Origin of the sequence: Bradyrhizobium sp. PRIMUS42 (assembly GCF_023006515.1) — a bacterium.
Taxonomy (GTDB): domain Bacteria; phylum Pseudomonadota; class Alphaproteobacteria; order Rhizobiales; family Xanthobacteraceae; genus Bradyrhizobium.
In genome coordinates this window covers 1-7,978 of sequence record NZ_JALBGZ010000258.1, presented here as the reverse complement: position 1 = coordinate 7,978, position 7,978 = coordinate 1, and the positions used below count along the sequence as shown (strand labels likewise).

Annotated in this window: 8 protein-coding genes; 5 read left to right on the top strand and 3 right to left on the bottom strand. The window is 64.0% G+C overall.

Annotation, left to right across the window (positions count from 1 at the left end; all coding sequences use genetic code 11):
* The 3 genes from MOV75_RS19645 to MOV75_RS19635 form a co-directional block, all read right to left on the bottom strand.
* The coding region (locus MOV75_RS19645; RefSeq protein WP_258719594.1) for a CHASE2 domain-containing protein at window positions 1–942 on the bottom strand (942 nt) is incomplete at its 3' end.
* An 18-nt stretch (window positions 943–960) separates the two neighbouring features.
* Window positions 961–1,629, bottom strand: coding sequence for a hypothetical protein (locus tag MOV75_RS19640; RefSeq protein ID WP_246926087.1), 669 nt, complete (start codon window positions 1,627–1,629; stop codon window positions 961–963).
* A 280-nt stretch (window positions 1,630–1,909) separates the two neighbouring features.
* Complete coding sequence (locus MOV75_RS19635; RefSeq protein WP_247006422.1) at window positions 1,910–2,941, bottom strand: HD domain-containing phosphohydrolase; 1,032 nt, start codon at window positions 2,939–2,941, stop codon at window positions 1,910–1,912.
* Between the two features lie 250 nt (window positions 2,942–3,191).
* Here MOV75_RS19635 and MOV75_RS19630 point away from each other — a divergent pair, with 250 nt between their 5' ends.
* The 5 genes from MOV75_RS19630 to MOV75_RS19610 all read left to right on the top strand — a co-directional run.
* Window positions 3,192–3,515 carry an STAS domain-containing protein gene (locus MOV75_RS19630; RefSeq protein WP_028178231.1) on the top strand — a complete coding sequence of 108 codons (324 nt, stop codon included), beginning with the start codon at window positions 3,192–3,194 and terminating at the stop codon, window positions 3,513–3,515.
* Window positions 3,515–3,880 carry a response regulator gene (locus MOV75_RS19625; protein ID WP_018317043.1) on the top strand — a complete coding sequence of 122 codons (366 nt, stop codon included), beginning with the start codon at window positions 3,515–3,517 and terminating at the stop codon, window positions 3,878–3,880. The genes MOV75_RS19630 and MOV75_RS19625 overlap by 1 nt, the downstream gene beginning before the upstream one ends.
* On the top strand, window positions 3,877–5,952 hold the full coding sequence (locus MOV75_RS19620; RefSeq protein ID WP_247006420.1) for a chemotaxis protein CheA: 2,076 nt from the start codon (window positions 3,877–3,879) through the stop codon (window positions 5,950–5,952). The genes MOV75_RS19625 and MOV75_RS19620 overlap by 4 nt, the downstream gene beginning before the upstream one ends.
* Window positions 5,952–6,413, top strand: a complete 462-nt coding sequence (locus MOV75_RS19615) for a chemotaxis protein CheW (protein ID WP_247006418.1) — start codon at window positions 5,952–5,954, stop codon at window positions 6,411–6,413. The genes MOV75_RS19620 and MOV75_RS19615 overlap by 1 nt, the downstream gene beginning before the upstream one ends.
* A 37-nt stretch (window positions 6,414–6,450) precedes the next feature.
* Window positions 6,451–7,978: methyl-accepting chemotaxis protein (locus MOV75_RS19610; protein ID WP_247006415.1), on the top strand; the 1,528-nt coding region annotated here is incomplete at its 3' end.

Below are 7,978 nucleotides of genomic sequence, written 5' to 3'. Positions count from 1 at the left end.
CTCCGGCGCGGGCAGGGCGCATCGCGCCGCCGGCGCACCGTCATAGCCGCCGGACAGGCGCATCGATGTGAGCTTGCGATCCTCGAAATTGAGGACCGTGCCGAGCAGAACGACTTTGCCCTCGAAGGCGCGGCGGAAGAAATCGCGGTCGCCCTTTTCGACGCAGGCGCGCAGATCGGCGAAGGAGAAGGTCGGGACATCACGGCCCAGCCCTCGAAAGTTGAGCGTCATGGTATTCGGAAACGCGCTCGGGATTGCATAGCCGGACAATTCGGTCGAGCCAGACGGCGCGATCCCGGGCTTTGCGCCAAGCGCACGCGCCGCGAGCTCGACCCCCATTGCGGGCACCGGTTTGCCCTCGATTGAGAAGCTCAGCGGCATCCGCCGGATCACGTCATCGGCGTCGGTATGCACGTTGAGCGCGCGGATGCTGTTGCGCACCGCGACTTGCTGTGCGCGATAGGGGACCTCCGGATGGTCGTTGCTCAGGATATCGCCGAGCACCAGCTTGCCGCTGTCGGAGATCTGCCGCAGCGCGATCAGGTAATCCCGGTCGAAGCCCTTCATGCGGCTGCCGACCGACGTGTCGCCGAAGGGAATCTCCGACTGCTCGATCGAGCTCGGAAAGATGACGTCGAAGCCGATCACCTTGGCGCCGCCCTCGGTGATACTGCCGAGCACCCGGCCGATCTCGCGCGTCCAGGTCTGCGTCGGCGATCCCTTGAAGGGCGGGGTGTCGTAGGTCTCGCCGTCGATGGCCACGACGACGACCGGCGAATTGGCGGGATCGCGGCGGTCGCCAATGAGCTTGCCGCGCAGTGCCGTGAGGATGTCGAGCGAGAGGCCTTGCAGGGTCTGGAGCGGCGGAGACATGAAAATTGCGCCCGCAAGGAGCGCAATCAGGATAGCTGCAACGATGTCCCGTCCCCCGATCCGCCGCATCGCCCCGTCGCAGGCTGCTTATTCGAGCCGCAGCAGGCGGCCGATGATAGGGGTCGGTGACGAGGTGGCACTGGCGTCGACCAGGAAGGTGTAACGCTTGGCGCCGAGGCTTGCGAGATAGCTCCCGCCGGGGGTCAGCGATTTCCCGGCCTTGGCGAAATCATAGAACTTGCCGCGGATCATGATGTCGTTCTTGAGCGGTATGCTGATCGTGGGTTCCTTGCCGTCGGTGCGCTCGATCACCAGCGTGCTCCCGCTCTTGGCCTCGACCAGCGGCGCGACGCCGTAGATCGTCGGCAGCTTGGACGGAGTGCCCTTGGCATCGGACCGCATGGTCCGGAACGTGGTCGCGGCACTCTGATTCGCCTCGCGCTCGGAGAGCTGCGCTGCCTTGGTATCACAGGGCACCTTGGCGCGCTGCACGTCGCCGAGTTGCACGGTGCTTTGCTCGGCGCCGACCAACACGACGCCCTCGCTGATCGTCTCGCGCAGGCAGGATTTGAGGTAGCTGAGCGTAATGCTCGCTTTGGGCCCGAGCTTGATGATCTTGCCGGGTGCGACATAGTCCATGAATTCGACGCCGTCGACCTTGCCTTGCACATCCTCGACGATGGCGGCCGGCGTCTCCGCCAAGGCGGGGGCCGCAAAACAGAACGCGCCGACAACGGCGCCGATCAGGCTTCTCATGGGTGTGCTCATTCAATTCGACCGATAATTTGCTGGTCCCCTCCCGGTGCGACTTTTAGCACCGGAGCGCCCAGGCAAGTGTGACCAGAATCACGCTTTGATTGTTGGTGCACTCTAGCAGGAAGTGGTTCAAACCCGCCATCGGCGACAAAGGGGTGTCAAGCCGTTGGCCGGACGACGATATCTATCAGGTGACCGCGGCAAATTCGGGCGAACGGCCTTCGGCCGGACACTCTGTGATTGGAGCGAGAGGAGCCTCGGCTTTGAGGAATGGCGTCGCCTACCCCCCGGCGGCGATATCGAGGACCTCGTCCCAGCGCGACAAAAAGGCTTCGACGCAGGCCGGATCGAACTGCCGGCCCTTGTTCTCGACCAAATAGTTGCGCGCCACCTCGATCGGCATCGGCTCTTTATAGGGTCGTCGTGTCGTCAGCGCGTCGAAGACGTCAGCGACCGCGACCACGCGTGCGGCCATTGGAATCTCGTCCGCCTTGAGACCGCCGGGATAGCCCGCGCCGTCCCAGCGCTCATGATGGCCTGCGGCAATTTGTGCACCGAGCTGGATCAGCTCGCAGCTTGAGTCCGCCAAAATCTTCTCGCCGATCGTCGCATGGGTCCGGATCACCGCCATCTCCTGGTCGGTCAGCTTGCCGGGCTTGAGCAGGATATTGTCGGGAATGGCGACCTTGCCGACGTCGTGCAGGGGAGCGGCCAGATAAATGTCGCGGCAGAGCCGGGCCGGCAGGCCGAGCTGCTCGGCGATGATGCGGCTGTAGCGGGCGACCCGCAGCGTGTGCTCGCCGGTGTCGTTGTCGCGATATTCGACCGCAAGCGCGAGCCGCAGGATGATCTCCTCCTCGCGCTCGCCGAGCTTTCGCGTTGCTGCTGCGACTTCGCTCGCCAGATGCGCGGCCCGGTCGCTGAGCTTGCGCACGGCTGCACCAAGTTGAATCAAATTCCGCAGCCGCACCGTCATCTCGACGCTCTGCGGCTGCTTGGGCAGGAAATCGGTTGCACCGGCCTGCAGCGCTTCCATCTTGACGTCATCGCTCTGTCGCGACGTGATCATCGCGATCGGAATGTCGGCGCAGCCAGGAAGCCTGCGGAAAGTGCGGATGAAGCTGATGCCGTCCATATGCGGCATCTCGTAGTCGACCAGCACGAGATCGAAGGCGCGCTCCCGTGCGCAAGTCAGCGCGTCCACGGGATCAAGGAAGGTGGTGGCCTCGACCAGACCTTCAGCCTCGATGTGACGTTTCAGGAAGTTGAGGACGGAGCGGCTGTCGTCAACCAGGAGCGCTTGGGTCAGCATCGGCGGCCGGGGGCTCTCTTCGCTGGCATAGGCACGGAACCCAAGCCCATAACCCGAGCGAATTTAACGCGAAGCAAATGCGCCGCGGGCGCCGCATTGCGGATGTGATCTCAGTAGGCTGTGTACGCCTGCATACACTTGCGCGAATTCCGGCAGAATGTGACCCGTAGTTGTACGGATGCTCGCGTTAGGGGTTTACTCATTCGATTCACGTCAAACGAGTATCGGAATCTAGCAAAGGCGGGCAGCGATGGCGCTCAATCCGACGGAGCCGAAGTGGTCGTTGCGGTTGCCCGCCGATTGCAGCATCGCGGCCATTCGCAACGTCTATGAGCTCATCCGCGAGGCGTTCGGCCGCCAGGAGCGGCTCGAGATCGACTGTTCGAGCGTCGACAAGGCCGACGTGACGTCGATCCAGCTTCTGCTGTCGACCGCCAAGACGGGCGAGGCCCAAGGCCGCCCGGTGGTTCTCACCTCCTTCTCACAGTCTCTTCGCAACACCCTTCGTCGTGCCGGCTTCGCCAGCGAGGCGATGATTGATCAGCATTTCCCGCAAAAGAAAGATGGCACCTAATGGCCACGATTCTGACCGTCGACGATTCGCCGAGCATTCGGCAGATGATCAAGGTTGTGCTCGAGCCGGCCGGTCACAGCGTGATCGAGGCCGGCGACGGCGCGCAAGGGCTCGCCAAGGCGCAGGCCGGCAAGCTCGACCTCGTGATCACCGACCTCAATATGCCCGTCATGAACGGGCTGGAGTTGATCCGGGCGCTGCGCAAGCTGCCGAGCGCGGTCGGCATGCCCATCGTGTTCCTGACGACCGAATCCAATGACACGGTGAAGCAGGAAGCCAAGAGCGCCGGCGCCACCGGCTGGATCACCAAACCCTTCAAGCCTGAGCAGTTGCTCGCCGTGGTCGGCAAGCTGGTGCGCGCATGAGCGCAATGGACCCGACCGAGGTCTTTCGTCAGGAAGCCAGCGAGCTCTTCGAAGTCCTTGAAGGGGCCTTGCTCGACCTCGGCCAGCGTCCCGACGATCGCGAACTGGTCGATTCCGCCTTCCGCGCCCTGCATACCATCAAGGGCTCGGGCGCCATGTTCGGCTTCGACAAGGTCGCCTCCTTCACCCACGAATTCGAGACCGCTTTCGACCGCGTCCGCAAGGGCGAGATCAAGCCGACCCAGGAGCTGATCTCGGTCGCGCTCGCCGCCAAGGACTACATCCGCGCGTTGATCGAAGATCCCCAGTCGACCGACGACATCATCGGCGAGGCCATCCTCGACGACCTCAAGCGCTTCGTATCATTCGACCAGCCTGGCGCTCCGGTCGTCGAGATCGCCGGGGCGCCGCCGCTGGTCCCTAGCGAGAGCAAGCAAGCCGGCTGGCACCTGCATCTCGAATTTGAATCGCACATCCTGCGTAACGGCTCGAACCCGCTCGATCTCTTGGAAGATCTCTGCAAGCTCGGCCCCTGCTTCGTCGTCCCGATCACCGACGGCATCCCGTTCCTCGATGAGATGGAGCCGGAAGACTGCTATTTGAAGTGGGACGTCAAGCTGCACGCGGTTTGCGACAAGGACGCGATCGACGACGTCTTCATGTTCGTCCAGGACGAAATGAAGCTGACGCTCTCGCCCTTGGCGCATGTCGACGCGCCCGCGCCTGCGCCGCTGTTCCAGCTTCTCGACGAAGAGCCGGCCCCGGTGGTCGAAATGCCTGCGCCGGTGGTCGAGGCCGCTGCCGCGCCCTTCGCCGAGCAGCCCGTCGCAAAGGCGGAGCCGAAATCCGAATCAAGGCTTGAACCGAAGCCCGAGGCCAAGCGTGACGATCGCGGCATTGCCACCGTTCGCGTTCAGGCCGAGCGCCTCGATGAACTGATGGACCGCGTCGGCGAACTCGTCATCGCACAGGCGCGGCTGACCCAGCTCGCTGCCTCCGGCTCCGACCTCTCGATCAAGATGATCGCCGAGGAGATCGAGCGCCTCGCTTCGTCGTTGCGCGATACCACGATGGGCGCACGCATGGTGCCGATCGGTTCGCTGTTCGGCCGTTTCCGCCGCCTCGTGCATGATCTGTCGCGCGATCTGTCGAAGCCTGTCGAATTCGTCACCTCAGGCGAGGATACCGAGCTCGACAAGACCATGATCGAGTGCCTGGCAGATCCGCTGGTGCATCTGATCCGCAATTCCGTCGACCACGGCATCGAAGACACCGCCACGCGCGCTGCCAACGGCAAGACCGAGCAAGGCCGGATCGAGCTCGCCGCGGTGCACTCCGGAGCGCAGGTACTCGTCACCGTGAAGGACAATGGCGGCGGCCTCAACACCGCGCGCATCCGTGCGAAGGCGGAAGAGCAGGGGCTGATCGCGGCCGGAGCCGTGCTCACCGACCATGAGATTCATCAATTCCTGTTCCATCCCGGCTTCTCGACCGCGCAGACCATCTCGGCGCTGTCCGGCCGCGGCGTCGGCATGGACGTGGTCAAGCGTACCATCGAGAACATGCGTGGCTCGATCGACCTGTCGACCCTGCCGGGGCAGGGCACCACGGTGACGCTACGCCTGCCGCTGACGCTTGCGATCATCGAAGGCCTGCTCATCCGGGTCGGCGAGGGCCGCTACATCATTCCGCTGTCCGCAGTGGAGGAATGCATCGAGCTGACCGCCGAGGACGAGCGCTCCCGCGGCCGCAATTTCCTCAACGTGCGCGGCAATCTCGTGCCCTTCCTCCGGTTGCGCGAGATCATGACCGCATCGGGCACGCCCGACCGGCACCAGAAGACGATCATCATCTCGACCGGCGAGACCCATGTCGGGCTCGTCGCCGACCAGATCATCGGTAACCACCAGACCGTGATCAAGTCGCTTTCCAAGCTGCATTCGGACGTCACGATGTTCTCCGGCGCGACCATCCTGGGTGACGGCACGGCGGCGTTGATCCTCGACGTCGCGCAGCTTGTCGCGCTCGCGCAGTCGAAGGTCGAGAAGCAGCATATCAGCGAGGCGGCGTGATGAACGGTGGTTTGGCTGGCGAACGTCAGGCTGACGCGATGCAGGTCGTGATGATCGGCCTTGGCGAGGAAAAGTTCGCGCTCGACGCCGGCCTCGTGCGCGAGATCATCGATCCCGTCCCGGTGACCAAGGTCGCGGGTGCGCGCGCCTTCGTTCCCAGCGTGATCAACGTGCGCGGCAACGTCATTCCGCTCGCCGATCTGCGCGTCCGCTTCGGCATGCCGCAGCTCGATGATTCTGCCGATACGCGCATCGTGGTCATCGAAATCGAGCTCGACGGCGAGCCGGTCCTGGTCGGCGTCACCGCCGACAAGGTCTACGAGGTCACCGAGATCTCCCAGGCCGACGTGCAGCAAACACCGCGGGTCGGCATGCACTGGAAGCCGGAGTTCATTCGCTTCATTGCGAAGTGGCGTGAAGAGTTCGTCATCGTTCCGAACATGGAACGCATCCTGAATTGAAGTGAGGTCTCGGGCGAGACCGGGGTAGGGGCTGGAAATGAGATTCACCGTCAAGGCAAAGCTTGCCAGTGCGTTCGGCGTGATCATCGTGTTGTCCGGGGTCGCGGGCGGTGTGGCCTACACGAAGCTCGGCGACATGATGGCGACTGCCGACAGCATGGTCCTGCGCGCAAACCGGATGGAGAAGGCGACGCAGATCGAAAAGGACATCCTGCTTCAGCTGCGCGCCGAGAAGAACTCGATCCTCGGAACGGAAGCCCAGGCGGAACAGTTTGCGGCGGATGCGGCCAAGCTGCGCGAGCAGGCGACGAAGACCAGAGATGAGGTCTACGCGCTGGCGAGCGAAGCGGGCAGGAAGCTGCTGGACGGCTTTGCGGCGTCGTACGCCAAGATGAATGCGTACCAGGAAGAGACGATCAGGCTGGCCAAGACGGACAAGTCGAAGGCCATGGAGCGCTCGATGGGTGACGGCCGCAAGGTCGTCGCAGACGCAATGGAATCCATGGGCGCCTACGTCGCCAATACGAAGAAGCAGATGGCCGAGCAGGCCGTCCAATCCAAGGCAGAGGGGCACCAGGCGCAATTCCTGCTGATGACGCTGATCGGCATCTCGCTGGCGGTTGCGGTCGGGGCGGCGCTCTGGATCTCGATCTCGATCAGTCGGTCGCTCGGCCGAGCGGTCGGTCTTGCCGGATCGGTCGCCGAGGGCGATCTCAGCCGGACCATTCCTTCCGCCAGCAACGACGAGATCGGCGATCTCGTCAGGTCCTTGAATGCAATGGTCGAGAAACTCCGGCAGATCGTCGCCGAAGCGCTCACCGCGGCGCAGAACGTCTCCGCCGGCAGCCAGGAGCTCTCCGCGAGTTCGGAGCAACTTTCGCAGGGCGCCACCGAACAAGCCTCCTCGGCCGAGGAAGCCTCGTCTTCGATGGAGGAGATGGCTTCGAACGTGAAGCAGAACGCCGACAACGCCAACCAGACCGAGAAGATCGCCGCGCAATCGGCGAGGGATGCCGAATCCAGCGGTGCCGCCGTGGGCCGTGCCGTCGAAGCGATGCAGACGATCGCCGAGAAGATCACGATCGTGCAGGAGATCGCACGGCAGACCGACCTGCTTGCGCTCAACGCGGCGGTCGAGGCCGCGCGCGCCGGCGAGCATGGCAAGGGCTTTGCGGTCGTCGCCTCCGAAGTCCGCAAGCTTGCCGAACGCAGCCAGGCTGCCGCCGCCGAGATCGGAACGCTCTCGACGGAGACCGTGAAGGTCGCTCGCGAAGCCGGCGAGATGCTGTCCAAGCTCGTGCCCGATATCAAGAAGACCGCCGAGCTGGTGCAGGAAATCACCGCGGCTTGCCGCGAGCAGGACGTCGGATCGGCCCAGATCAACCAGGCGATCCAGCAGCTCGACAAGGTCGGCCAGCAGAATGCCAGCGCCTCCGAGCAGGTGTCCTCGACTTCGGAAGAACTCGCCTCCCAGGCCGAGCAGCTCCAGTCGACCATCTCGTTCTTCCGGATCGAGCAGGCGGGCCGCGGCGAGGGCTCCGCGCCCGCGCCGATCGACCGCGCCG